Genomic DNA, 21,833 nt, shown 5'->3' on the forward strand with positions numbered 1-21,833 from the left:
GTGCGAGGTGAATGGCTGAATCGCGCGGCCTCCTTGCCGGCGCGGCGATGCCACCTCAAACCCAACGTGCCACGGCAGCCGGGGGCAAGGGGGTCACCCCTTGCCGCCGGAGGCACTTCCATGACGAACCTTGGTAAGCAACGGATGTCCCCTTTGTGGAACCGGCGTTAAGGACTCACCGCTCGCCCTTGAATCCCCGCGGGTTGGTGAAGGGGCATCCGACACGTTGTCCGCGCTTGGACACGTGCTCCTTCAGAGAGGCCCCTATGAGACAGGCCTCCGGCGGGCAAGGGGGCGTTGCCCCCTTGCATCCCCCACCAGGGTAGCCCCTGGACCCGCTATGGGCCGGACCGCAACCTCAGTGCTGGAACAGGAACTCCTTCGAGTTCAAAATCGCCCAGCCAATGTCCTCCAGCGCCTGCCGACGGTTCGCCTCACCCGAAGCGGCAATGTGCGCCTTCGCGGTCTTCAGCTCATCCGTCGTCGGCGTGCGGCAAACCCCCGACATATAAAGCGTCGAGATGATCTCATCATCCGGCTTCTGCGCGGCAATCAGCTGATTGATCCGGCCATTGTCCGCACGCAGTTTGTTGTGGACGGTTGGCCCGTTGATCATCTGCAGCGCCTGCGACAGGTTCGAATCGCTCGACCGCTCGCACTCGCACACCATCTCCCGCTGCGGCTGCCCGAAGATCTTCAGGAAGTAATTGTCCGAAGGGGGCTCGGCCAGCTCCGTCGCCCGCGTCCCGGCCGGCATGTTCGGGAACGTCTCCGGAACGGCCGTCACGGCGCAGATCGCATCGAGCAGCTGCTCGGCGGTCAGCATCCGGGTCGTCGCGTGCGAGAAGTAAATGTCGTCGGTCTTGTTGAAGTCGTTCGTCCGCGAGCTCCGCTGATAGGTATGGCTCAACATGATCGTCCGGATCAGCCACTTGCGGCTGAACTTGTTCTGGGCGAACTGCTTCGACAGCTCATCCAGAAGCTGAGCGTTCGACGGCGGGTTCGAGTCGCGGAAGTCGTCGACCGGGTCAACGATCCCCCGGCCGAGGAGATGCCCCCAGATCCGGTTCGCCGCCGCCTTGGCGAAGAACGGGTTGTCCGCCGACGCTAGCCAGTCCGCGAAGACGACGCGGCGGTCCTGGTCGGCCGGCACATCGACATCCCCCTTGAGGAGCAGGTGGACCTTCATCTGCTTGTTCGTCCGGGGCTGGGTCACTTCCCCGCCGGTCGAGGTGAAGATGATCTCTTCCTGCTTGTCCGCGCTCTGCTTGCGGCCCACGCGGACGAACGCCGCCCCGATGCCGTAGTAGTTGTCCTGCGACCACCGCTCAAACGGGTGGTTGTGGCACTTCGCACATTGGATCCGGATGCCGAGGAACAGCTGCACGGTCGATTCCGTGGCGTCGCTCGGATCGCGGCTCGACTTCCAGTAGTTGGCCGCCGGATTCTCGAACGTGTTGCCGCGGGCGGTCAGAAGCTCCTTGGCGAACTCGTCGAAGGGCTGGTCTTCGAGCGTGCTCTGGTAGAGCCAGCGGTTGAACTTGGCGACGCCCGTCGGCGTCAGCTTTCCGCTGTTGGCCCGCAGGACGTCAGCCAGCTTCATCGTCCAGAACGATGCATAGTCAGAGGAATCGAGGAGCTGGTCGACCAGCCGGACCCGCTTCTCCGGAGTGATGTCGTTGAGGAACGCCTGGGTCTCCTCAAGCGTCGGCAGGCGGCCGGCGACATCGAGGTAGGCCCGGCGAAGGAACTCGTCGTCGCTGCACAGGCCCGAGGGAAGGATCTGAAGCTGCTGAAGCTTGTCGTTGACCAGCTTGTCGATGAAGTTGAATTCCGGAGGATTGTTCCAGGCGAAGCCGGGGGTCGGTTCGAGGAACGACATCTCGGCGGTGTCCATCTTGTCGAGATAGCGGGCGAGGATCGCCGCCTCCCCCTTGCCGGTCTTCTCGACGAGGCCCGCCTCCGAAACCTTCGCCACCGCTTCAGCCGACGAGCTGAAGACGGTCAGCGCGGTCAGGTCCCGCGCGGTCCCATCGCTGAAATAGCCGGTAACGAACACCTGCTGCCGCTTGCCGGTTTCCTGGAAGACCCGCTTCTTCGGATAGATCTCAATCCGGTCGAGACGCGGCTCGGTCTCCGGATCGAGGGGCATCCCTCCGGCAATCCAGCCCCGCAGGACGGTGTGGGACGCGTCCCCTTTCATGAGCCGCCGGCCCCCACCGTGGGCGACTTCCATCAGCCCCTTCTTGAGGATCAGGGAGGTGTCGGGCTCCATGACGTTCGTCCGGCGTCCGAAGGTCTCGGACCGGAGAGTCACCATGTCGAGCGGCGGATCGTAGCCGCGGAGCGAAAGCCGGAAGCCAGCCTTGCCGGAGGGGGACCCGTGGCAGGCCCCCATGTTGCAACCCGCCTTCGTCAGAGCGGCGAGCGTTTCGAACTCGAAGCTGATCGGATCGGGCGTCCCGAACTGGGCGACGGTCACTTCCGCCGTCGCGTTTTTGTCGCCGATCTTGGCGGTCACGGTGGCGGTGCCGTCGGCGACGGGAAACGCCTTCCCCTTTTCAATCCGAACGACTGCCGGATTGGACGATTCCAAGACCGCCGCCGCCGTTTCGTCGCGAGGTTCCGCCGCCCCGTAGGCTCCCGTCACAACGAGCTGCTGCTGCGAGCGCGGCCCGGTGAGCGTGAACTTCGCCGGGGCCAGTTCCAACGCGGTCGGGGCCGACTGCTGAGCAGTGGCCACCGTGCTCACGAGGAAAAGAACGCCGGCGAGGAAGGGCGGGAGTCTCAGCATGGCGGGGTCTTTCGGGGGTGGGGGACGAACGGAATGCCGCGCGCGACAACCCATCAGTCGTACTGCATGTTATCGCAAACCGCCGATGCGACTCGCAACCGCAAGCCGGACTTTTCTTTGAGAACGCCGGGAGGTTCTCTAAACGGTCGCGGTATCCCCAGAAAACAAACCTCGCGATCGGTAAACGAAAAGAGCCGGACCGCAGTCTCTGCGATCCGGCTCTGAGAGGTCCAACGCGCCCGATGGGCGGCTTGGCCGATCGAAAACTAGTTCAGGATCGAACCGGTGTCCTTGACGAGCTTGCTGACGGTGGCGCTGTCGAGCTTGCCAGCCTTGTAGGTCTCGTTGATCTTGAGTTCGCCGTTGACCCACATCATGACGGTGGTGTCGGCTTCCTTGGCGATCTTGTAGCCTTCCGGACCGGCCTGGCCGTCGAAGGTCGTCAGCGGCGTGTGCTTGATGCCGGTCGAGTCAGCGGCCTTCTTCAGCGAGCCTGCGGCTTCTTCCGGCTTGTCCGAAAGGAGAACCACGAAGGCAGCCATGCTCTTGTCCTGGTTCGCGCCGACGACGCCGTCGACCTGCTTGACCAGCGAGGCAACCTGATCGTCCATCTGACGCGAGAAGATCGTCACGACCGGGCGGCTTCCGTACTTGCAGCGGTAGCAGAGCTTCTTGCCGGCTTCGGGACCGGTCACGTCGGTCACGTAGAACGCGCCGACCTTCGAACCAACTTCGAGGCATTCCGCCTTGTCGGCGGCCTGGGCGAAGTAGGACACCGAGACCAGGGCCGCGGCGGCCAACGCAATCATCTTCTTCATTCCGTGTTCTCCCGTTCGAAACGTGAATACCGCCTGGACTCCGCCGTCGCAGGCCACCATCCATCGACGAATGTTAGTGGGTGGGTTGCGGAGTGGCGAGGCAAAACCGACGAATCATTTAGACAGTCTTCATCTTAGGCATCCCGCATGCCCTGCGCCCGTGATCTTGAGAAGCGCGCTATGCGCATGGTTTTTCGCGTGGAGCCGATCGAGCGGTACGACGTCGACCCTGTCAGATCGACAACAGCCAAGGCAGTTTTGACAACAGAAAGGAGTGTCCCGCGACGCCAAGGTCTCGGCCCCATCGGACCGCAATGCACCCGCAATCCGCCCAACTCGCCACAGCCGATCAGGCGAACTCTGAGGCACCGGCCCCTGTCTACTCTGAAAGTTCGGAGTGCGATGCAATGGTACGCTTTACCCCACTCGCCCGTCTCTACCACAATGGTCCACTTGCCGCGCCGGGTTCCGCGATCGGTCGGCTTACGGGTGGCGCGGGAACTGAAGATCGGGAAGCGATGGCATCACGGAAGTCAACGGGCCTGGAGAACTTGACGGCGGAGGATCTGGCCTCTGTCCGGGAGCTCCTGGGGCACCTGAATTTTTCCGGAGGAAAGCGGGACGCCACCTTCCTGAAACGGCTCAACTGGCTCTGGTCCCTCCTGCCGGCCGAAGGGCGGGCCGAGACCCTGCGGACATTCCTCCAGGCCCAGCTCGAAGTGGTCCAGGGAACCTCCCCGGCGTTCCAGGACACGCAGCAGGCCAAGGCCGTCATCGACCTGACACTCACGACGTTTCTCGCCGCCTACCGCGGACACCACTCCGATCTCCTGTTCCACCTGACACCGGCGGACTTCGAGCAGCCGTTCCTGATCGGAGCCTTCTTTGAGGCGGTTCTGCTCCAGGGAGCACCGTGGGACGACGTCCCGCGGATCGTCAGCGGCGCGCTGAAATACGTGAACGACTTCGTCGGCTACCGGCCGGTGGCGATCCTCGAAAATAACCGCAAGATGGAGGTCTACGACCACGAGCGGTTCCGTCCCGTCCCGATCTACATCGACGGTGTCGGTGTCGCCTCCGGGGTCTATCGCGAGCTGATCGACGCCACGCTGAGCTTCCTCAAGGAGGCGCCGGCCGACATTCTCGAAGACGCCTATTTCCGTCTGCCCCAGATGGAGGAGCTGGCGGTCGACGTCCGGGCCCATGACCACCTCCACCCCGCCAACAAGCGGACGAACTACATGTTCGGCGAGTGGGATCCGGATCGCGTCGACGTGAAGGGGCACTACCGCCGGTTCATCCTCCGCAAGGTGATCCTCGACGCGCTCCTGGTTTGGATTGACGATCCGAAGGTCCGCACGAGCCGCGAAGAGCGGCTGTTCGATGCCGCCGCGGCCCTCTGCGGCACGATGCTGATGGCCTCGTCGATCAGCGGCGACGGACCGAACACGCACGACTCGAACTCCACGCTCACGTCGCTTCTGCCGGTCGTCGCCCGCCGCCGCGATGCCTTCTACGCGCGGCTCATGCAGCAAGTGACCGGAGCCCGGCTCAAGCGGCTCCGCAAGGAAGAGGAACGGACGCAGCAGCCGTTCGGGCACGTCCGGCAGTTCCTCAACATGCACCTCGCCGGCTACGGCGCCCGGCAGATCCAGCACCGCGAGCTGGCCTACATCGAGGCCCGGCTCGGCTATCCCGAAGCGAGCGCCAAGCAGGCGGCGGCGATCCCCGCCGCGTCGATCCGTTTCGAGTGCGACATCCAGTCCCGGATCACGACCGCGCAGCTCCTCCTCGCCCGCGGGGAACTGGAGCGAGCCGCGGCTCTTGTCCTCGAACTGGAAGACTTGATCCACCGCGGCATCGACTGCGGGGCCCTCGTCGACCCGTGGAACATCCTCGGTTTCCAGGGGCAGTTTCCGCTCTTCCACACGCGGGAAGACGTCATCCCGGACAACCGCGTCGAGACCCTGCTGGAGCTCCTCGAAGGGGTCTTCGGTACGTTCTCCAAGGCGGTCAGTGAAGCGGCCGCGCAGGGGAACGGCCCCCTCCGCGAAAAGCTCTCCGCGGCGTTCCGGCATCTGACCGACTGGTGGGACCAGTTCGCCAGCTACGTCATCGAGGACCTGCCCCAGGTCCGCGGCCACGAGAGCTGGGAGTCGGCCAACCGCGTGGCGGAAGTCCTGAAGGAGTGGCGGGCCGCCGGCGAAGCGGCCGGCGACATCGGGTTCTGGCGGGAGAAGCTGGAACAGTTCGAATCGGCCCAGGCCTACGCGCTCGTCGTCGAAGCCCTGCTGGCGAAGAAGGACCACGTCGCCTCGATGGCCCTGCTGATGCAGTGGCTCAGCCAGGTCGAGCAGGCGGGTGTCGAGTCCACGCGGCACTCGATCTACTCGTCGCTGATCCAGTGGATGAAGTCGGTTACCTCCCGCGACGCCGCCGAGATGCCCGCCACGGAACGGGCGGCGGTCCTGCGGCGGATGTTCGCCTTCCTGGAATCGAACGCTGACGAATACTGGATCGTCCCCCGCATGGAGCGGGCGATCCAGCGGGCGCAGGACAAGAACCGCCCGCAGAACCGTCCCGCCAACGAGCCACCCCCGCAATCCGACGACGATGACGAAGACAACGTCTTCAGCGCCGCCTACGACGAGGTGACGTTCCGCGACAGTGCCGACGACGGTAACTGGGGGGATACGCTCGAAAACGACTTCGGCTTCCGGAACACCGAGTTCGAGCTCATCAACCGGGAGATGGAGCCGCGGCTCAAGTTCCTGAACGCCGTGGCCCAGCTGTGGCAGATGGCGGCGGTCTGCCTCGTCGCAGACGCCCATCGCGACGGCGGTCCGGACCTCAAGTTCGACGACGCGACGCTCGCCACGATCCGCGAGTGGCACCACCAGACGCAGCGGTGGCAGATCGACCTGGCGGAGCTAATGGAGGGGGTCTGGGATCACGAGATCGCGACCCCGTCGGGCGAGCACGACGCCAACGTCGAATACGACATCCAGCTGCAGGTCAAGTTCTATCTGCTGCACCAGATCATCGCGACGCTCATCTGCCTGCGGAACGGCGAGCGGCTGCTGGCCGGCTGCCTCCCGCTCAAGCCGGATGCCCCCGCCCGGCCGGAACAGATTGTCGCCGACACGTACCGCGCCATCATCCGCCGCGACCCGGCCGGCGTGCGGAAGCATCTGCCCGACATGCTGGCGTGGCTGGAGAAGCATCCGCTCCTCTACGTCCCGTTCGAGAACAGCGGCGAGCCGTCGCCGATCCTCGAAGCCCAGGCGATGCAGTCGATCGTCCGCTTCTTCCTCCGCGAACTCCCCCGGCTCGGCCTGTTGCGGGAAACCTATCACGTCCTCCACACCGCCTACCGGATGGAGCGGAAGTGGCGTCCGCAGGGGCAGGCGATCACGGAGTTCGACCGCCTGTTCGACATCGCCCTGCGGAACAGCCTCGCGGCGACGATCGAATCGGTCGATTCCTGGGCGGCCGATCAGCCGGACCGCGACGCCACCGAGCCACGGCGGGCGCCGGTCGACGATCTGATCGACGCGGTCGGCGAGATCGTCGAGCCGTTCCAGCAGCTCTGGATGGAGCACAGCCGGACGATGCGGATCTCCGCGGTCGACGGCCTCCGCAACGAAGACGACTGGGAAGACCTCGCCGAGTTCATCCAGCTCTACGGCGGCGATCTGTTCCACGCCAGCCAGCTCACCCTCGGAAACGTCCGGGCGATCCTGCACAACGGGATCGACTGGTATCTCGACTATCTCGAAGAGGAGCAGGACCCGCTCCGGCCGATGCGGCTCCTGGAGGACCTCGACGCGGGAACGCTCGACCGGTCCGACGCCGAGTGGGCGCTCGAGCAGATCTACTCGATCGTCGTCGACAAGTTTGACCGCTTCCTGGAATACAACACGACGACGACGCAGTCGGACTACGGGGAGATGTTCAACTGCCTCCTCGAGTTCCTGCGGGTCGAAGCCCGGTACGACCGGGACTCGTGGAACATGCAGCCGGTGACGCTGGTCCACGAGATGCTCTGTCGCCTCGGCCACGCCGACGCCGCGGAGCTGTGGGAGTCGACCTACGAGGCCCAGACGCGGGACCTCGCCGAGCAACACCTCAAGGACCTGCGGCAGCTCCAGACGCGGTTCGGCATGCGGATGCCGACGATCGTCGACCATCTGAACCAGCGGTTCGTGAAGCCGCTGGCGGTGAACCGGATTTTGTCGCTCGTCGAGCAGTCGGCCAAGGATGCGCGGGCCGGCGAGCCGCACTCGGCGTCGTTCGACAAGCTCTCGACCGAGGTCGATGAGTACCTCGAAGACTCGTGGGGATCGGGGGTCGACATTCCGAGCTGGCTCCGGTCGCTCGAGAAGGAAGTCCACGACCAGACCGAGCACAACGAGGGGGGCCGTCCCGGGACGGATGCCGAGCTCGATATGCCGCAACGGCTGCTCACTTCCGAGGAGTTCCGGGCGCAGCTGCGGGATTGGGAAGTCCCCGTCATCCGCGGCGTCGACCGCAAGCCGGAGCGCCGGGGGCGGAAGGGCCGGACGCAGCGCGGGCGGCATCGTCGGAAGCCGCCCGAGGGGACGTGAGCGGGGCGGCGGCCTCCCGTTCGGTCAGGTGGGGGGAGTCGAAAGACCGACCGCTTCCTTTGCGAGCAGCTCCTCGAAGTACTTGACGAAGTCCGGGTCTTCTCCTTTGAGGAGGCCCGGGAGGCGGGAGCGGAAGTCGGCGCGGTGGCACCACTCGCGCATGTAGTCTTCCCAGGAAGACCAGCGGCGCTGCTGGGAGCGGGTCATGTTTTCCTCGTAGAGGAGGAGGAACGCGCGTTCGAAGAGGGAGATCAGCATGGAGAAGATGATGAGCATCTGCTCCTTTTGCTCGTCGCTGAGGGCTTCGGTTTCTTCGGACGAAAACAGACGCAGGTCCGGGTGTTCGAGGGCGGTCTTGAGGAACTCCTGGTAGTTGTCGGAGAGGAGCTGGTAGACCTCTTCTTCCTCGTTTTCGAAGTCGCGGCGCCGTTCGTAGAGGAAGACGAAGATGGCGAGGGGGAGACCGAAGACGGTGACGATGTAGCTGAGGAGTTCCCAGGTCTGGAGGTCCATGATGGTGTCATGGTAATCGTCGGCGATGGGAGAGCGCTACTCCGGGGCGTCGAACCGTGGCCTTGCCGGTACGACTGTGTTCGCTCAAACCCAACGTGCCACGGCAGCCGGGGTCAAGGGGGTCTCACCCCCTTGCCGCCGGAGGCACTTCAGTGAGGAACCGTGGGACACGACGGACGACCGCTTTGTGGTACCCGCGTTGAGGACTCTCGGCTCGCGTTGCAATCCCCGCGGGTTGGTGAGGGGCCATACGACACGGTGTCCGCGCTTGGACACGCATTCCTTCCGCTATCTCTCGACGGCCAGGCCTCCGGCGGGCAAGGGGGATTCTCCCCCTTGCATCCCCTGACCAGGGTGCCCCTGGACCCGGTTAAGGCTCAAGATTGACGGACGGCGGAAACCAAGACCATCATGATCCCCTCTAGGGCAACTCGTTCATCGAGGAGAAGGGTCATGACAAGATCGTGGCGGCGCTCGTACGGTCTGCTCGTTGCACTGTGCTTCCTTCCCGGTCTGGCCTCAGCCCAGACCTACTCGTCGTTCCGCGAAGCCATGGCGGCGGGGCAGACACAATTGCGCTCCCGCAACTTCGCCGGCAGCCAGGCCCCCCTCGAAGCGGCCCTCCAACTCGCCAAAACCGACGAACAACGCCTCCAGGCCTACGAGGCCCTCCAGCCCGCCTACCGCCAGCTTCCGGACATCGACAAGATGACCGAGGCCTACGAATTCATCGTCCGCCACACCGACACCACCGCCGGCCGCTCTCTCTCCGCCGCTGCGTACGCCTCCTTCGTCTATCAACGCGGCCAGGGCGACAAAACCATCGAGCGCTACGAAGCCCGCCTCAAACAGGATCGCGACGACCTCCCCGCGCTCAGCGCCCTCTCCGCCCTCTACTCACGGACGCGGCGCGACAAGAAAGAGCGGGAGAACGAAGTCGAAACCCGCCTCAAGCGACTCAACACCGAGATGGCGGTCAAAAAAGCCGAGACCCTCGAACAGCAGGCCGAGGAGAACAAGATGATCTCCGCCTGGCTCTGGAAGAATGCCGCGATCGCCTGGCTCGAAGCGGAAGACCCGCCGCGAGCCCGGAAGGCCGCCGAGAAATCCCTTCAGGCCCCGCCGGAAGCCCGAACAGAGATTCTGACCATGATGTGGCGGGAAGGACTCGGCGACGTCTTCCTTGCCGCCGGAGACAAGCCGGCGGCCACACGGGAATACGCCGAGGCCGTGAAGGTCGCCCCGTCCGACCCCCTCCGAAAGAACGTCGAAAAGAAACTCGGCGCGCTGGAGACGGCCGAGAAGAAGTGAACCCCCGACCAAACCTTACGGAAGGACGGTCCAGCCCGGCAGGCTGAAGACGAGTCCACAGCACGCGGTCCCCGGCATCGGCTGGGGGGCAAAGATCGGAACCGGCGGCCCGTAGACCGGGAGATCCAGCCAGGGAACGCCGACGGTTTCCTCGGTCTTCGGAAGGACCCAGATGTTCCGGTAGACCACCGGATTGCCGTGGTCCTGGAGCTTGATCGGGAGCGGGTTGGGGCCTTCGGGCTGACCGGCTCCCGTCTTGCTCGGAATCTCCCGGTTCTCGTGGATCGGCACCCCGTTGTGCCAGACCGAGATCCGCATATTGGCGATCTTCTTCCCCGCGTTGTCAAACCGGGGCATCGTCAGATCGATGTCGTATGTCTGCCACGCGAGGGGCGGCAGCGCCATGTTGAGATTCGGTCGCACCAGCCGGTACACCGCGCCGCATTCGTTCTCGATCCCCGGGAACCCGAACGAGTCGAGAACCTGGATCTCATAACGGTTCTGGAGGTAGAAGCCGCTGTTGCCGCGGTCCTGTCCCCGGCCGAGCGGCTTGTAGGGGAGCCGGAACTCGCCGTGGAGCCGGAAGCTGCCGAACGACCGCTTCGTTTCCGTCCCCGCCATCAGGAAGCCTTCGGGCGTGACCTTGGCCCCCTTCCATTCCTCCGTCCCGCGTCCATCGAACAGGACGATCGCCTGTGACGGAGCCGGAGCCCCGAGCGTCGGACTGCCGCGGCGCTGCTTGAGCAGGCGGCCGGACTCTTCGCCCAGCTTGTTGTAGAGCGTCGCCTGCTGGCCATCGATGACGGCGTCGTAGAGATCCCCCTTCAAGTGCAGGACGTCGTCTCGCCGCTCTCCCACAAGGGGAATCCGCTCCCGCCGCCATGAGGTCGTCCCCGGCAGTCCTCCGAAGAACTTGACCGCCTCGAACTGCCCGTCGCCAACGGCAATCACCTGCAGCCCCACCAGGACGCTGCTCCGGTCGCTCGGCAGGGGACGCTGATAACCGAGGTACTCCCCCTGAAGCGGGAAATCCGCGTCCGTCTGACGAGGGTCCGTGTAGACCGCGATCGGCGTCTTGTCGGCGGCCTGGAGAGACGGAGTGCCGCAAAGAGCGGCGACCGCGAGCGCGAGCAGGCGAATTCGCATGGGACGAGAGTCTTCTGGTGAGGCGCAACGTTGCGCCTCAAAGTCTCCCCGAGCCCCAGTCCGCGGGCAAGAAAAAGTCTCCCGGCGGACGAACGGTTTCGCCGCCCGACTGCCGTCGGCCGGCGCGACAGCCCCAACGCGAAAAACCCGAACCGGTCAGGCCTTGGCGGTCTCGACCGGCGGCCGGAACGCATCCTGGACCGGGATGACATACTGGCGGTCGAGGGCCTCCGTAAAATCGTAGACCGCAAAGAAGTCGGAAAGCTGGTCCCGATCGGTCTTCCGCATCTCGCCCCGCTCGATCAGCTCGAACACGATCCGCCCGAAGTCGTCGGTCGCCCGGACGCCCCAGTGGTGAAAGACGGTGATCGCCAGCAGGCCGAACTTCTTCAGCGCCAGCTCGCGGACCCCTTCCATCAACTCCTGGCCGGAGATGTGGGCATCGTCCTCGGTCCCGCCGCGGGAGACCCGCTTCAGCTTCTCCTGCGTGAACTGCAGGGCCTCAAAAATGAACCGATACGCGTCCCGGTTGTACTTCAGTCGAGTCTGCCTCGAAACGCTCATCGCTCACCTCACCGCCCGGAGTATGGCACCGGACCTTTCGAATATATGACGATCTGGGACTCCAGGAAAGCCCATCCTGAGTCCGGAAAAGGCAAACAGGGAGCTGGAAGGCCCGGGATTCCCGGAGCCTCGCTCCCTGTCCGATCACAAATTTCCATGTCGGGCGTCGCAGGACGCCTCCGCTCAGCCTTCGGCCAGCGGCTTCTTCTTCTCGGTGATGCTCGGGCTGTTCGGCGCCATTTCGGCGTTCAGCTGCTTGTAGTCCGCCCACTGCTCGGGGAGGTTGTCTTCGTGGAAGATCGCCGCGACGGGGCATTCCGGAACGCACGCTTCGCAGTCGATGCACTCTTCCGGATGGATGAAGAGGATCTGTTCCCCTTCGTAGAAGCACTCAACGGGGCAAACAACGACGCAATCGGTGTATTTGCATCCGAAGCACGGTTCCGCGACAACGTGAGTCATGGCAGCCCTCTCTCGTGGAGCTTCAACTGGAGTGACAGGGACGTGGGTATTCAGGTACGGACGTGATCAGAGCACGACTCGTGCCCGCGGCCGTTGCAGGACCAACCTGCCGGAACCGCTGGCGACCACCAGACGGTTCGTTGTCGCCCGCTTGCGGGGGCGTTCGACGTGGTTTTAGGTCGACCCCCTGGGGCTGTCAAGGACACAGTTTTTCGCCAAAAATCGTTTCCTTGACCTGAGATCGATCGTCAACTCGGAGCCGCTTCCCGCGCGGACCGCGCCTCTTCAGGCTCCCTCCGGCAACCCCTGTTGACCGGCAGGCGATTTCTCCCGTACGTTCCGGCTAAAGTCGCCGCAGGACGCGGCCGCGCTGCCCCCACGGACGGGAACCGATGCGCCTCCCGATCTCCATTCTGCAACGCTATCTGCTGGGCGAGATCCTGCGCGTCTTCGTGTTCGTGCTGATCGTCCTGACGGTCCTGGTGATCTTCGCCGGTGTCGTCCAGCAGGCGCTGGAACGGGGACTGAGCCTCCAGCACACGCTCAAGATCCTGCCATTCATCGTCCCCAGCATGATGCCGTTCACGATCCCGGCGGCGCTCCTGCTGACGGTGTGCGTCGTCTTCGGGCGGATCGCCGGCGACAACGAGATCATCGCCGCCAAGGCGGCGGGTATTAACGTCCTCTCGCTCCTCTGGCCGGCGTTCTTCCTCGGAGCCGCCGCCAGCGTCACCTGTCTCGTCCTGACCGATCAGGTGATTCCCTGGGCGGAGCGGAAGATCGAGACCACGATCGTCCAGGCTCTCGAGGAGATTTTCTTCGAACAGCTTCGGGTCAACCGGTCCTTCGTGGATCGGTCGAAAGGGATTCACATCATCGTCGGCGGGATCGAAGGGCAGACGCTCAAACAGGCGATGATCCAGCACGCCCAGCGTTCCGGCCGGGTCACGACGATCTACGCCGACGAAGCGACGATCAAGATCGACCTCGAGCGCCGCCTGCTCCTCGTATCGATCTCCGGAGGGTACGTCGACGTCCCGGGCGCGGGACGGCTGACGATGCACCGCCCCTGGACCGAAAAGATCCGACTTGATCCGACCACCAGCAAGCCGAAGGCGCGGCACCTTCCGATCCATGTCATCGACGAGGAACTGGCGATCTCGGACGCCGTCCGGGACGAGCTCCGCGAGCGGCAGGCGGTCGAATGCCTGTTGGAGATGGGCCGCGGCCGCGCCGAGCGGTGCGGCTCCGCGCTCGGCCAGCTCCCGACCAAGATCGCCGTCGCGGACGACTGGTATCACAAGCTGCGGACCGAGTACCACAGCCGCTACGCGCTGGCCTGCAGCTGTTTCTTTTTCGTGCTGCTGGGGAGTCCCTTCGCCATCCTGATGGCCAAGAACCAGGCTCTGACGAGCTTCCTCATGTGCTTCGGCCCGATTGCCGGCGGGTATTACCCGCTGATGCTTGGCCTGATGACGCAGTGCAAGTCCGGGAACCTCGACCCGAGCTGGTCGATGTGGCTCGGCAACGGAGCTCTGGCCGTTGTGGGTTGGCATGTCTTGCGGAAGGTGCTGCGGCACTGACCCGCGTCTGGCTGGACTGAAAGCGGGCCGGTGAGGCGGGGACTCAGGGACGTTTCCCGCTGGCTCTAACCACGTCCCTGCCGGCGCAGCGTTGTTCTCTCAAACCCAACGTGCCACGGCCACTGGGGTCAAGGGGGTCTCGCCCCCTTGCCGCCGGAGGCGCTTCCCTAAGGAACCGTGGTAAGCAACGGACATCCACTTTGTGACACCGGCGTTGACGATTCCCTCAATCGACACAGCTCGCTTCGCAATACCCGCGTCTTTGGCGAGAGGGTATCCGACACGTTGTCCGCGTTCGGACACGTGCTGCTACTGACGGTGTCCGACGGGCCAGGCCTCCGGCGGCAAGGGGCCAAGAAAATTACACAGGCCCCCTTGCATGCCTCACCAAGGGCGAGCCCCTGGACCACGGCTGCTTTAGAACGTCAGCATGACCCGCATGATCCCGGTGGCCCCCAGGTCACGATCCCCGATCTGACTCTCCCACTCCAGCCGCCGCGCGAAGACACAGCCAAGTTCGCACTGCCAGCCGAAGCCCGTCTTGTCTTTGTGCTCGATCCCGCCCACGAACTGAAGATCGCGATACGTCATGAGGTCGTCGGTTCCGCCACCCGCCGGACGCCGCACAGCCCACGTCCCACCGCCCAGCTCTCCCGCCACATACGCCCACCGCTCCCGGTCGCCGTCCGAGTAGTATCGATAGGCGACCCGCGGCCGCGGCAGGCTCAGCTCATAACGGAGCCAGTCGTTGGGGACGTAAATCACCCCCAGGATCGGAAACCACGGAAGGTCCTTCCGGCCCAGATAGCTGGCCCCGAACAGGAACTGCGTGTCCGGCTTCCACTGGTAGAGGCCGAACGCCCGCGCGGTGAGCCGGAATCCGTCGTTGGTATTCTCGAAGTCCGAGAACACCCCCGGCGCCACGGTCAGCTGCGACATCCAGATGCCGTCCTGAGACCGCCATCCGAGGGTCGTATCGACCGAACCGTCGTAGACCTGCTTCGGCACGCCGTCCGGTCCATCCTTGGGGCCGTTCAGGAAGTGCCATGCGAACCGCGGCGAGATCCACAGGTACGGAGCGTTGGGGAACTTGATGGTCCCCCGGTATTCGGCGTTGGTGAAGCCGATCCCGTCCTCGGTCCGGGGGACGATGTCGAATGTGAGACGGCTGCTGCTCCACTCCGCCGCGTGGGTTCGCGGCTGGGGGAGGCACTGTTCCGGCTGAAGTACGCTCTGGTCCCGCCAGTCGGGCGTGGCCATCCCTTCCGGCGGATACGCCAGTCCGTCGGGCCCGCGTCCCTCGAAGGGATCGTTTTCGAAGGGGTACTGCACCGGCTGTGTTTCGATGACGACCGGTTCGGAGCCGTCTTCGCTGCGGAGGACTTCCTCCCACGACGAGAGCGAGTCCTGAATCGGTTGCCCGCCTCTGGTCGCCGGCCCGCTCGTCATCCGAACGCCGTCCGGATGTGAATCCGGAAGCTTCGGGCGCGCGACCTCGGCCGCGGTCAGCGGGGACGCCAGTCCCGCCAACGCACAGAGCCAGGTGCTGACTCGCCGGCGAATCGTCACGCGGTGGAAACTCCCTTTTCCGGGCACGCGGGAACCTGGGCGGAACCTGTCCGCCGTTCTTCGTGGGGGCTGTATCGCCGGACAGTCCATTGGCGTCAATCGCCCCTCACCCCGCCGGCCATTTCACCGGCAGCTCCTGCCACCGGGGCATCCGCCTTGGCCGCGGTGGCCGTGGTAAAGATGGGAATGAGCGAGCGGGAGCCGCGTCGCCGAAGACGGCCTTCGAACATTGCTCGCGTCCCTCCCCGGTTGACGATGTCTCTTCGGCAAACGATCTTGTCCGCAGCGTTCGCCTCCCACCTTTCTTTGAGTCGACAGAAACGCAATGACTGTTCGCATCGGACTTCTCGGCATCGGTTTCATGGGGATGACGCACTTCGAAGGTGCCCGGAAGCTGGAGGGGGGGAAGATCGCGGCGATCTGCACGCGGAGCGAGAAGAAGCTGGCGGGGGACTGGTCGGATATCCAGGGGAATTTCGGTCCGCGCGGCAGCACCGAGGTCGACCTGAGCGGCATCAAGACGTATCGCGATCACAGCGAGATGTTCCGCGATCCGGACATCGACCTCGTCGATATCTGTCTCCCGACCGACCAGCACGAGTCGATGGTGCTGGATGCTCTGGCGGCGGGAAAGCACGTCCTTGTCGAGAAGCCGATCGCGATCGACCTCGACGCCGCAAAGCGGATGGTCGACGCCGCCCAGAAGGCGGGGAAGCTGCTGCTGGTCGGCCAGGTCCTGCCGTTCTTCCCGGAGTTCCGCTGGGTCCGGGAGACGGTCGAGAGCGGGCAGTACGGGAAGCTGCGGGCAGCCGCGTTCCGCCGCGTGATTGCGGAGCCGAACTGGTCGGCGGGAATGAACGATTTCCGAAAGCTCGGCGGCTGGGGGATCGACCTCCACATTCACGACAACCACTACATCGGTTTGCTCTGCGGCGTTCCGAAGCAGGTCTTCTCGCGCGGCCTGCTGATCGATGGTCTCGTGAACCACGTCTGCACGCAGTACCTCTACGATGACCGGGACCTGACCGTCAGCGCCATCAGTGGCGGGATTGCGGCGGCGGGGCTGAAGTTCGCCCACAGCTTTGAGATCTTCCTGGAGCGGGCGACGCTTCAGTACGACGCCGGGACTTACGGCGACTCGTGGACCGTGAACCGCCCGCTGACGCTCATCACGAGCGACGGCCAGGTCTCGACGCCGGCTCCCGGGGGCGGAACCGAGTGGTGCGCGGCCTTCACGGACGAGCTCCAGGCAGCGGTCAACAGCGTCCGGACGGGGACGCCTGCTCCCGTCCTGAGCGGGGAACTCGCTTACAACGCCCTGCGTCTGTGCCATGCTGAGGCGGAGAGCATCGCCACGGGGAAGCCGGCAGCGATTTGACGCGGGCGCTCGGAGCTATGCCTGTCCGACGGTGTCCGGGCTAGCGCCGCGTCCTTGCCGGCGCGGCTCTGTTAGCTCACTCCCAACGTGCGACGGCAGCCGGGGTCAAGGGGGTCTCACCCCCTTGCCGCCGGAGGCTCTTCCATGAGGAACCGTGGGACACAACGGACGTCCGCTTTGTGAGATCCGCGTTGAGGACTCCCTCAAACCACACCGCTTGCTTTGCAATCCCGGCGGGGTGGTGAGGGGGCATGCGACACGTTGTCCGCGCTTTGACACGCGCTCCTTCAGACATCTCTCGACGGCCAGGCCTCCGGCGGGCAAGAGGGCCAGAAAAACAACACAGGCCCCCTTGCATCCCCCACCAGGGTGCCCCTGGACCCGGTGATTGGGCCGGTGAGATTGGGTGGCGCTGCTGCGCCCCAGTCAGGCCTTCGGCAGCGCCACCGACTCGAACGCCGCCCGGTACTCCGGCGGAATCTCGATCGAGACCAGCGTCCCGTCATGGTGGCACAGGCAGCAGGCGATCTTCATCCGCCCGTGGGCCAGACGCCGCTCGCCACAATAGATCTCGTGCAGGAACGAGACCGACTTGAACCCGACCCGCTCCACCGAGACCCGGATCTCGATCTCGTCCTCATGCCGGGCCGGGGCCTCGTAATGACAACTGCACGAGACCCGAGGCCAGCCGATGTACGGCCCGTGCGCCTGCCGCTCCATGATCTTGAGGCCGTGGGCGCGAAAGAAGTCGTGCTCCGCCTCTTCCATCCAGCGGTAGAAGTTGGCGAAGTGAACGATTCCGGCCATGTCGGTCTGAGCGAACTCGACCCGGCGGCGAGCAATGAAAGCCATCGAAACGTCTGCCTCTAGGAAACCCGCTGCTCGGCCGCCTGGATCACGCCGTACGCTTCTTCGTTGGAACTCGCCGAGCGGAGGTCGCTGAGGAACTGCGGCTGCTGCAGCATCCGTCCCAGCCGGGCCAGAACCTGCAGGTGTGTCCGCGCGTCCCGGCAGACGACGAGGAAAAACAGGTCGGTCAGCGATCCATTGGGCGCCCCGAACGGAATGCCGGTCGCGGTCCGGCCGAACGCGACGACCGACTCTTCGATCGACTCGGTGGGAGCCTGCCGGGGGTGCGGGATCGCCACGCCGGAGTCGTAGGCGGTCGACATCAGCTCTTCGCGTTCCTGAACCGCCTTCAGCACGGCGGCCGGTTCCCAGATTTTCCAGGTCCGACCGGCGACTTCGACCATCCCTTCCAGGACGGACCGCTTGGTCCGGGCCTGCAGGTCGACCTCGACCATCTCCGGCCGCAGGAACGACGTCACGGGGACCTGCGGATTGACGCCGGGAGCCTGCTGCGACCGCTCGACGCTGGCGAGCTGGGCGTCGCTGAACGACCGCATCTCCTGCTCGAGCCACTGCGAGACTTCGGTCGCCTGGAACAGCCATTCGCCGCCGCGCTTGTGGGCGGGAATCCGTCCGCGCTGGACGAGCTTTTCAATCTCGCGGAGGTCTCTTCCCAACTGACGTGAGATTTCTTCGAGCGTGAACCAATCGGAAGCCATAACGGGGAGGGCTGGCAGGAAGGCTGGCGGAGGGAGGGCACGGAGGCTGGGGGGCCGGGGCGTCAGCATAGACAGAACACCTACGCGGCGGGTAGTCACGGTCCCGGAAGATTGTCGACAATCCCGGCCGACCGCTCCTCGAGGGGGCCAGCCGGGGCCAACGCCGTCATCCGCCGAACGCCGAGTAACGCCGGACGCCGCGGGCAAACGCCAGCCGGCAGAGGAACAGCAGCCCCACCACCCAGGCCAGTTCGATCAGCAGCGCCTGGCCGAGTTCCGCATGCGAAAACCCTCCCAGGAGGATCTTGGCGGGGAAGTACGCCAGGTACTTGAACGGCAGCCACTCCGACAGCAGGCCGAGTCCCCAGGAGAACCAGGAAACGAAAGCGGATGTGCCCGGCGAGGACTCTCCCTGCAGCAGCTCCAGCGGCATCATGTGCCCGGAGAGCAGGTAGTTCAGCATCATGTAGATGAACAGCAGCGAGCTGACTTCCAGGAACCAGAACGCCACCAGGCCGAGCAGGGCTTCAATCAGAAAGCCGACCACGAAGCTCATCAGCAGGGACGCCACAAAGCCCCAGAACGTGATCGCATCCGGCCAGCCCGGAAGAAACCCGCGGCAGAGCCAGAACACGATGGCGAACGGGATCGCCGAAACGCCGTAGTACACGAGCTTATGCGCCACGCGGTACCAGAACAGGTACCCGAGCATGTCGACCGGCTGCGTGAGGTACTTCTTGATGCTGCCGTCGCGGACTTCGCGGGCGATGCCGCTCGACAGTCCCGGCATGCTGGAGAACGCCCGGGCCAGCATTACGAAGAGCTGGTAGGCGACCATGTCCTCGTAGTTGTAGTTCTCGACTCGATCCCCCGGCCGCAGGATCGCGCCCCACAGGAAGACCTGGGTCACGATCGGCAGGAAGCGGAAGAGCGTCCCGAGGATGAAGTCGCCCCGGTAGGCCAGCCGTTCCGCAAAGCAGCTGCGGACGATGACCCACTGTTTGCGAATCCACGCCAGCATCCGGGTTGCGCCTTCAAGAACGGGGAACGGGCGATCTCGTATATCACCGCAGTCGGTGTTCTGCCAAGCACGGAACGTCGCTCAAGCCGTCGCTGATGCGAGTCCGGGTCCGTCAAACGACGCCGAGCGCCGGGAATCCCGTTACGCCGATCTCCTCCCGCGACGCGAACGGCTCGGCGAACTCCCGACCGATCGTCCAGCCCCAGTACCGGGCCCGGTCGCGGACGTCCTCGACGATCGAAGGCAGTCCGTTCCGCCGCAGGTCGAGGCTCTGGCTTTCGTAGCAGCGGATGGAGGCCAGCTTCGGCTCGATCGCGTCGCCGATGTCGACGACGAACGACGGCTTGGGATGAATCCGGAGGTGAATGCTCCAGTAGTAGTAAATCCGCGGCGGGTGGTAGGGCTCCCCGAGGAGATCGGTCCGCGACAGCTTTGACCAGAACCGGGCGGCGTCGGCGAGCTGGCTGGCGGAGACGTGATCGGGATGGGAGTCCTCCCAGTACGGTGCCAGGATCACCTTGGGCTTTGTGAGCCGAAACACTCCCGCGAGTGCGCGTCGCGCCTCGACGTCGTCGCGAAGGTTGCGGTTGGGCAGCCCCAGCATGTGTCGCCATGTGAGGTCGAGGATCTTCGTTGACGCGGCCGTCTCGCGGGCCCGCTGCTCGATGCTCCCTTTCGGCGTCGGCTCTCCGTTCGTCAGTTCGACGACTCCGACCCGCAACCCCTGACGGCGGCTTTGGACGATCGTCCCCGCCACGCTGAGTTCGGCGTCATCGGGATGTGGAGCGACGACCAGGATGTCGAGGGGGGAGTCGGGTGGAGTCATGAACGAAGTCGGAACCTGGGGTGCGGTGATTACACGATGGTAGTCGACGGTCGAAACGGGACGCGACCGCAGGCCCGAACCACGTCCTTGCCGGCACGACTCTGATAGCTCGAACCCAACGTGCCACGGCAGCCGGGGTCAAGGGGGCAACCCAACGCCGTTAACCCCGGTTGAGGAGCTTGAGTCTCCTGGCCTGGTCGATCTGCTGGGACGTGGCGTTGGTGATCTTTGGCGATCCCGCCGGCCGCTCCTTCTTCCTCCGTGTGTAGTCCCGGCTGGCCTTGTTCTTCCGCTCATACGGGTCGGTGACGGATTCACGCAGCATCGCGCACAGCGTCTGACCTCGAACAACGGGATGCCGGTAGTCCCGTATCAGTCGACGGAACGACCGCAAGACTCCCGCCATGCTGATTCGAGACAGCGGAACCTGGGCCTTCGCCAGTTCCACTGCAACCGACAGTCCCATGCCCCACAGGCCGACCAGCGACCATTCGAGCTCGACCGCGGCATTCAGGGAGGACAGGCTGCGGAGTTTTCGTCGACCGAACGTCTGCTTCAGGGTTCGATAGAACAGTTCCACTCCCCAGCGTTTGCGGTACAGGTCCAGGACCGCCCGGTCGCTCAAGATCTTCGGGTCCCGGACGCTCGTGAGCAGAGAGATCGGAGATCTCGGTCCCTGGGCCACGATCAGCCGGAACACCAGAGGCGGATCGAGCCGTTTGGCGGCCTCGTCAGGCCAGACGTAGACGGTTCCTTGCGATTCCCGCACGAACCCCAGCTTCCGCAGAAGCTTGACGTTCGCTCCCACCCGAACCAGCAGATGCCGGCCGCTTCCCAGGACTTTCCGGGCGAAGTCATAGCCCACGAAGCCGGCGTCCGCCGTCATCAAGCTTCCCTCGGGCAGGTCCTGGAGCATCTGAAGGGCGTGTTCCCGCTCACTGCTGTCGGCGGGGCCGATCCGCCAGTCCCACGGAAGCCCCGTCCCGACATGGAACAAGGTCGTCAGCCACATCTGGGGAACGCGGGCCGCCTTGGCCCCGGCGGCTGTTCTCGTCCGTTGGCGGCGGTGGCGCCTCTTCCGGATCGATCTCTTGAACGACGGGGCATAGGCCGTCTCGTGGGACTGGGTGCGAGGGAGCTCCACTCGGCTGCCATCGACCCCGTAGACCACCAGACCGCAGGATTCCCACTGCCGGGGGAGCGTCTGGCGAATCCGCTTTCGGAGAGCCGTCGTGAGAAGATAGACCAGGGGAACGGTCCAGCGTCGGAGGAGCTTCATGAAGGCCTGGGACGACCCGGCCAGAGGGCCGTGATGGGGGAACAGATGCGCCATCAGCCTGTGGGTCGTGACAAACCGTTCCTGCAGTGTCTGCTCATCGGACCAGGCCCACAGAAGGGCGGCTCGAACCAACAGTGGTGGCGTCCACGTGCAGTCGTGCCGGAAGAGGATGGTCTTCCAGTCCGTCCCAGCCAGAAGCCATTGCAGAGCTTTCTCGAGATGCCGAGAATTGAGCGCAACATCCGGAGACAGGTCTTGATGCGGCATCCCCGAATCCTTTCGGGAGGGCGAAGTGGGTGGGTTTCAGTGTGAGAACCGAAGCGTCTCCACAACGCCATGTCGCATCAAGACTTTCTTTTTGAACACGAACCAGGGTTAACGGCGTTGGGGGCAA

16 protein-coding genes are annotated in these 21,833 nt (G+C 64.7%); 4 read left to right on the forward strand and 12 right to left on the reverse strand.

What is annotated here, in order from left to right; all coding sequences use genetic code 11:
• Nucleotides 1-358 precede the first annotated feature (358 nt).
• Both VT03_RS02990 and VT03_RS02995 read right to left on the reverse strand, forming a co-directional pair.
• Nucleotides 359-2,794: a DUF1549 and DUF1553 domain-containing protein gene (locus VT03_RS02990; protein ID WP_075091618.1), complete on the reverse strand. Its 2,436-nt coding sequence runs from the start codon at nt 2,792-2,794 to the stop codon at nt 359-361.
• A 266-nt stretch (nt 2,795-3,060) separates the two neighbouring features.
• A complete protein-coding gene (locus tag VT03_RS02995) occupies nt 3,061-3,612 on the reverse strand; it encodes a hypothetical protein (protein WP_075091619.1) in 552 nt (183 codons plus the stop codon).
• Between the two features lie 518 nt (nt 3,613-4,130).
• Here VT03_RS02995 and VT03_RS03000 point away from each other — a divergent pair.
• Nucleotides 4,131-8,219, forward strand: coding sequence for a hypothetical protein (locus tag VT03_RS03000; protein ID WP_075091620.1), 4,089 nt, complete (start codon nt 4,131-4,133; stop codon nt 8,217-8,219).
• 24 nt (nt 8,220-8,243) lie between these two features.
• Here the strand turns inward: VT03_RS03000 and VT03_RS03005 are convergent, their stop codons facing one another.
• Complete coding sequence (locus VT03_RS03005; RefSeq protein ID WP_197489184.1) at nt 8,244-8,732, reverse strand: hypothetical protein; 489 nt, start codon at nt 8,730-8,732, stop codon at nt 8,244-8,246.
• Nucleotides 8,733-9,185: 453 nt separating this feature from the next.
• Here VT03_RS03005 and VT03_RS33140 point away from each other — a divergent pair, with 453 nt between their 5' ends.
• Nucleotides 9,186-10,043: a tetratricopeptide repeat protein gene (locus VT03_RS33140; protein ID WP_075091622.1), complete on the forward strand. Its 858-nt coding sequence runs from the start codon at nt 9,186-9,188 to the stop codon at nt 10,041-10,043.
• Between the two features lie 15 nt (nt 10,044-10,058).
• Here VT03_RS33140 and VT03_RS03015 read toward each other — a convergent pair whose 3' ends face one another.
• The 3 genes from VT03_RS03015 to VT03_RS03025 all read right to left on the reverse strand — a co-directional run bounded on the left by VT03_RS03015 (nt 10,059) and on the right by VT03_RS03025 (nt 12,215).
• Nucleotides 10,059-11,189 (reverse strand): DUF1080 domain-containing protein, encoded by a 1,131-nt coding sequence (locus tag VT03_RS03015; protein WP_075091623.1) that lies wholly within the window; start codon nt 11,187-11,189, stop codon nt 10,059-10,061.
• Between the two features lie 156 nt (nt 11,190-11,345).
• Complete coding sequence (locus VT03_RS03020; protein WP_075091624.1) at nt 11,346-11,753, reverse strand: Minf_1886 family protein; 408 nt, start codon at nt 11,751-11,753, stop codon at nt 11,346-11,348.
• Nucleotides 11,754-11,936: 183 nt separating this feature from the next.
• Entirely contained in the window at nt 11,937-12,215 is a 279-nt protein-coding gene (locus VT03_RS03025; RefSeq protein WP_075091625.1) for a ferredoxin family protein, read from the reverse strand.
• A 392-nt stretch (nt 12,216-12,607) separates the two neighbouring features.
• On the opposite strand from VT03_RS03025, the gene VT03_RS03030 reads away from it, so the two are divergent.
• Entirely contained in the window at nt 12,608-13,798 is a 1,191-nt protein-coding gene (locus tag VT03_RS03030) for an LptF/LptG family permease (RefSeq protein WP_075091626.1), read from the forward strand.
• A gap of 417 nt (nt 13,799-14,215) precedes the next feature.
• Here the strand turns inward: VT03_RS03030 and VT03_RS03035 are convergent, their stop codons facing one another.
• Nucleotides 14,216-15,367: a hypothetical protein gene (locus VT03_RS03035; protein WP_075091627.1), complete on the reverse strand. Its 1,152-nt coding sequence runs from the start codon at nt 15,365-15,367 to the stop codon at nt 14,216-14,218.
• Between the two features lie 325 nt (nt 15,368-15,692).
• Here VT03_RS03035 and VT03_RS03040 point away from each other — a divergent pair, with 325 nt between their 5' ends.
• The gene (locus VT03_RS03040) at nt 15,693-16,745 is read left to right on the forward strand and encodes a Gfo/Idh/MocA family protein (protein WP_075091628.1); all 1,053 of its coding nucleotides are present in this window, start codon (nt 15,693-15,695) and stop codon (nt 16,743-16,745) included.
• Nucleotides 16,746-17,171: 426 nt separating this feature from the next.
• On the opposite strand, the gene VT03_RS03045 is transcribed toward VT03_RS03040, so the two are convergent.
• From VT03_RS03045 to VT03_RS03065, 5 genes are all read right to left on the reverse strand, one after another.
• Nucleotides 17,172-17,597 (reverse strand): acyl-CoA thioesterase, encoded by a 426-nt coding sequence (locus VT03_RS03045; RefSeq protein ID WP_075091629.1) that lies wholly within the window; start codon nt 17,595-17,597, stop codon nt 17,172-17,174.
• Between the two features lie 14 nt (nt 17,598-17,611).
• Nucleotides 17,612-18,313 (reverse strand): PTS sugar transporter subunit IIA, encoded by a 702-nt coding sequence (locus tag VT03_RS03050; protein WP_075091630.1) that lies wholly within the window; start codon nt 18,311-18,313, stop codon nt 17,612-17,614.
• Nucleotides 18,314-18,479: 166 nt separating this feature from the next.
• Entirely contained in the window at nt 18,480-19,334 is an 855-nt protein-coding gene (locus VT03_RS03055) for an ABC transporter permease (RefSeq protein WP_082845900.1), read from the reverse strand.
• A gap of 112 nt (nt 19,335-19,446) precedes the next feature.
• Nucleotides 19,447-20,160, reverse strand: coding sequence for a bacillithiol biosynthesis deacetylase BshB1 (gene bshB1, locus VT03_RS03060; RefSeq protein WP_075091631.1), 714 nt, complete (start codon nt 20,158-20,160; stop codon nt 19,447-19,449).
• Between the two features lie 160 nt (nt 20,161-20,320).
• A complete protein-coding gene (locus VT03_RS03065; RefSeq protein WP_075091179.1) occupies nt 20,321-21,706 on the reverse strand; it encodes a transposase in 1,386 nt (461 codons plus the stop codon).
• Between the last annotated feature and the right edge of the window lie 127 nt (nt 21,707-21,833).

The organism is Planctomyces sp. SH-PL14, assembly GCF_001610835.1.
In the GTDB taxonomy this organism is placed as follows: domain Bacteria; phylum Planctomycetota; class Planctomycetia; order Planctomycetales; family Planctomycetaceae; genus Planctomyces_A.

Excerpts from the sequence above, each read along its gene's own strand:
- VT03_RS02990 (WP_075091618.1), bottom strand. The coding sequence starts at position 2,794 with ATGCTGAGACTCCCGCCCTTCCTCGCCGGCGTTCTTTTCCTCGTGAGC.
- VT03_RS02995 (WP_075091619.1), bottom strand. The coding sequence starts at position 3,612 with ATGAAGAAGATGATTGCGTTGGCCGCCGCGGCCCTGGTCTCGGTGTCC.
- VT03_RS03000 (WP_075091620.1), top strand. The coding sequence starts at position 4,131 with ATGGCATCACGGAAGTCAACGGGCCTGGAGAACTTGACGGCGGAGGAT.
- VT03_RS03005 (WP_197489184.1), bottom strand. The coding sequence starts at position 8,732 with ATGGACCTCCAGACCTGGGAACTCCTCAGCTACATCGTCACCGTCTTC.
- VT03_RS33140 (WP_075091622.1), top strand. The coding sequence starts at position 9,186 with ATGACAAGATCGTGGCGGCGCTCGTACGGTCTGCTCGTTGCACTGTGC.
- VT03_RS03015 (WP_075091623.1), bottom strand. The coding sequence starts at position 11,189 with ATGCGAATTCGCCTGCTCGCGCTCGCGGTCGCCGCTCTTTGCGGCACT.
- VT03_RS03020 (WP_075091624.1), bottom strand. The coding sequence starts at position 11,753 with ATGAGCGTTTCGAGGCAGACTCGACTGAAGTACAACCGGGACGCGTAT.
- VT03_RS03025 (WP_075091625.1), bottom strand. The coding sequence starts at position 12,215 with ATGACTCACGTTGTCGCGGAACCGTGCTTCGGATGCAAATACACCGAT.
- VT03_RS03030 (WP_075091626.1), top strand. The coding sequence starts at position 12,608 with ATGCGCCTCCCGATCTCCATTCTGCAACGCTATCTGCTGGGCGAGATC.
- VT03_RS03040 (WP_075091628.1), top strand. The coding sequence starts at position 15,693 with ATGACTGTTCGCATCGGACTTCTCGGCATCGGTTTCATGGGGATGACG.
- VT03_RS03045 (WP_075091629.1), bottom strand. The coding sequence starts at position 17,597 with ATGGCTTTCATTGCTCGCCGCCGGGTCGAGTTCGCTCAGACCGACATG.
- VT03_RS03050 (WP_075091630.1), bottom strand. The coding sequence starts at position 18,313 with ATGGCTTCCGATTGGTTCACGCTCGAAGAAATCTCACGTCAGTTGGGA.
- VT03_RS03055 (WP_082845900.1), bottom strand. The coding sequence starts at position 19,334 with ATGCTGGCGTGGATTCGCAAACAGTGGGTCATCGTCCGCAGCTGCTTT.
- bshB1 (WP_075091631.1), bottom strand. The coding sequence starts at position 20,160 with ATGACTCCACCCGACTCCCCCCTCGACATCCTGGTCGTCGCTCCACAT.
- VT03_RS03065 (WP_075091179.1), bottom strand. The coding sequence starts at position 21,706 with ATGCCGCATCAAGACCTGTCTCCGGATGTTGCGCTCAATTCTCGGCAT.